General features: G+C 49.4%; 4 protein-coding genes. 1 reads left to right on the forward strand and 3 read right to left on the reverse strand.

Annotation, left to right across the window (positions count from 1 at the left end):
• Positions 1–583: DNA gyrase C-terminal beta-propeller domain-containing protein (locus tag KDK16_RS12890; protein ID WP_306670811.1), on the forward strand; the 583-nt coding region annotated here is incomplete at its 5' end.
• 99 nt (positions 584–682) lie between these two features.
• Here the strand turns inward: KDK16_RS12890 and KDK16_RS12895 are convergent.
• The 3 genes from KDK16_RS12895 to KDK16_RS12905 all read right to left on the reverse strand — a co-directional run.
• Positions 683–1,297, reverse strand: a complete 615-nt coding sequence (locus KDK16_RS12895) for a TetR/AcrR family transcriptional regulator (protein WP_257276435.1) — start codon at positions 1,295–1,297, stop codon at positions 683–685.
• A 237-nt stretch (positions 1,298–1,534) separates the two neighbouring features.
• Positions 1,535–2,242, reverse strand: a complete 708-nt coding sequence (locus tag KDK16_RS12900; protein ID WP_257276436.1) for an NAD(P)H-flavin reductase — start codon at positions 2,240–2,242, stop codon at positions 1,535–1,537.
• 117 nt (positions 2,243–2,359) lie between these two features.
• A partial coding sequence (locus KDK16_RS12905) for a UbiD family decarboxylase (RefSeq protein ID WP_257276437.1) occupies positions 2,360–3,503 on the reverse strand: 1,144 nt, incomplete at its 5' end.

A 3,503-nucleotide genomic window follows, 5' to 3' on the forward strand; every position in this document is an offset into this window, starting at 1 on the left:
AACTCATACTCTTCCCTCTGCACGGGGCCAGGGTGAGCCACTGACAGGACGCGTCAACCCTCCTTCCGGAGCAACCTTTGAAGGGCTGTGTATAGGCGACAGTAATGATTGTTACTTGCTGGCCAGCGATGCCGGTTATGGTTTTGTTGTTCAGCATTCCGATATGGTCAGCAAGAACAAGGCCGGTAAGGCTCTGCTGACTCTGCCCAAGTATTCCCAGGTTATGTCGCCCGTACCGGTAACGGCAGAAGATCAGGTGCTGGCAGCCATCACCAACGAGGGACGCATGCTGGTCTTCCCGCTTTCCGAATTGCCGAAGCTGGCAAGAGGTAAGGGCAACAAGATCATTAATATTCCTTCGGCACGGGCATCGGACCGAATCGAGTTGATGGTTCATCTGGCGATAATGAACTCGAGCGACGCTCTGGTTCTGTACTCAGGCAAGCGTCATGTGACGTTGAAATCGGCAGACATTGTGCATTATCACGGAGAGAGAGGCCGCAGGGGTAACAAACTTCCCCGTGGCTTCCAGAAAGTGGATAGTTTTGAGGTTATACGGGCAAACGAAAAAGAAGAGAGCTAAGCCCGAAGAATGGGCAACTCGGTTCCATCACTGCAGGGTTTTTATAGCCGGACTGCTGGCGGCCGCTAAAAACCCATGATGGTTTGTTGAGCCCAATGATCAGCAATGGCCGATTCCGCACCCCTTGATGATGAGGTTGCAAAGATGTTCTGTTGCAGCCTCTAAATCCTCATCGGACAGGGCCTCCTTACCCATGACACAGGCCACCTGAGGACTGTAGTCCACATAATACTGGGTATTAGCCCAGATGGTGAACAGCAGGTGAAGAGGATCCACAGGATCCATTTTGCCTTGTTCTACCCAGGACTCAATAACCAGTGACTTCTCTTTGATCCATGCTCTGAAGTGCTCAAAGTGTTCCTTGAGGTGTTGCCCTCCATGAATGATCTCACTGCTGAATATACGGGAAGCGTTGGCATGAGCCAGGCAGTATCGCATTTTAGCCCGTATATACTGTCGAAAGGCTGAAGCCGGATCATCCTCTTTGTTCAAGCCGGAAAAAACAGCTTCCCAGAGTGCCATAATATGGCTGAGAACGGCGCCATACAGATCGACCTTGCTGTTAAAGTAATAATGAATGTTGGCTTTTGGCAATCCGGCTCTGTTTGCAATGTCTCTTATTGAAGTCCCTTTGAAGCCACCAAGAACGAATTCGTCCTCCGCAGCTTGCAGTATGATCTGGATGTTCTTTTGACGCACACGACTACTTTTCAAGGCCGTCTGTTGAACCTTGGCAGCGGAAGATTGCATAAAATCTCCGTATATTGATTAGGTGTTATGACTATCGACTATGAATATAGACAAGAGTTGCGCAATTACCATTCGCTGCAAATAATTTGATAGCAAGACAGTCTTTTTTTACCCTGCCCATAAGTAAGCACTTTTATTCAGAACCCGTGAAGGTAGCTAAATTTTCGGTGATGTTATTTTCTGGGCGCATAATCAAAAACGTCAGAGTGCAGGTTTTTTTTTCGGGAACCCATTTTCAATCATTACGTCATATGTCGCATAAACCATTTGTGGAGAGCCACTGATATAGGTCTGGCAATGGTGCAGCTTTTCTCGATCGGCCAGTATCGCTTCGTACAACAACCCATGACGTCCACACCAGTCATCTTCATGATTGGCTTCACTGACCACTGGATGATAATGAAGGCCCTGACCAGACCATTGCACAGGAAGGTTTGGCAAATAAAAGTCAGCTGGAGTTCTGGCTCCCCAGTAGAGATGGATCTCCCCATTATGATGGTGACGCAGGCAGTACTCGATCATGCTTTTCATTTGCGAAAAGCCGGTACCGGCAGCAATGAATAGCAGAGGTTGTTGTTTATCCATTGAGTCAGGGAGGTAGCAATTCCCGGCAGGCAAACTGATGTTCAACACACCTTCTTTTATTTCCCGAAAGAGCTGTTGAGAGTTCGGACTGCCTTTCAGCTGTTGAATGTGTAGCTCCAGATGCTGCTGGTTTTCTTGCGGCGCTGAGGCAATAGAAAAACAATTGTTCTCATTATTCTGAAGGTGAACAATAAGATACTGGCCCGGGTAATAATCGGGCAAGCAGCCCGACCCGGTGGCCAGTTTGACACGGTAAATGTCGGAGCTGAGAAGCTGAGTATCGGCAACTGAGCATTGCAGCTTTGAAGACTCTGTTATCTGCACGATGCCTCCCTCCGGAATGTCACAGCCTGCAGGAATGCCTGGGGAATCCCTGCTGATTGCACTAAAAGTAACACTGTATCACAGGAAAACAGGTGATAATCAGGAGTTTTAACCGCTTCAGTCTATACCTAAATCATCCCAGATTGCATCAACCTGATCTTTGACTTTCTGTGTCATGGTTATGGTCTGACCCCATTCCCTGTCGGTTTCTCCGGGCCACTTGTTCGTAGCATCAAAGCCCACCTTAGAACCAAGACCTGTAACCGGTGAAGCGAAATCCAGATAATCAATGGGGGTGTTTTCAACAAAGACGCTGTCCCTCTTGGGGTCCATACGTGTTGTCATGGCCCATATCACATCGTTCCAGTCCCTGGCATTGACATCATCGTCAGTAACAATGACGAACTTGGTGTACATAAACTGTCTGAGAAATGACCATACACCGAGCATGACCCGTTTGGCATGACCCGGGTATTCCTTGCGCAGGGTGACTACCGCCATTCGGTAAGAACACCCTTCCGGTGGCAGATAAAAGTCCACGATTTCCGGGAACTGTTTTCTCAGAATGGGGACAAACACCTCATTCAGGGCAACTCCCAGAATGGCGGGCTCATCAGGAGGTCTGCCTGTGTAGGTGCTGTGATAGATGGGATCCCTTCTGTGAGTAATGCACTCTACAGTGAAGACCGGGAAGCGTTCGACTTCGTTGTAGTAACCCGTATGATCACCAAACGGGCCTTCGTCCGCCATCTCTCCCGGATAGATATGACCTTCCAGTATTATCTCGGCACTCGCAGGTACCTGGAGGTCATTGGTGATGCTTTTAACCAGTTCGGTTTTACTGCCTCTGAGCAAACCTGCAAAGGCATACTCTGAAAGGCTGTCAGGCACAGGGGTCACAGCGCCCAGGATAGTAGCAGGATCTGCGCCCAGGGCCACTGTGACAGGGAAAGGCTTGTCAGAGTCCTTCTGCTGCCAATCCCTGAAGTCCAGAGCACCACCCCGGTGGGATAGCCAACGCATGATCAGTTTATTTTTACCGATCAGCTGTTGACGGTAGATTCCGAGGTTCTGTCGATCTTTTTCAGGACCTTTGGTGATGACCAGAGGCCAGGTGACCAGAGGGCCTGCATCGCCGGGCCGGCAGGTTTGCTCTCCGGTATGATATAGACTTTTGTGAACCGCCAGGGCTTGAGCGTTTGGCTTGGTCTTCTGGCACTCAGGACAGGTTTGCTCTGGGGTGTGATCTTTTCTTTTGTGA

The organism is Endozoicomonas sp. SESOKO4 (assembly GCF_024606275.1).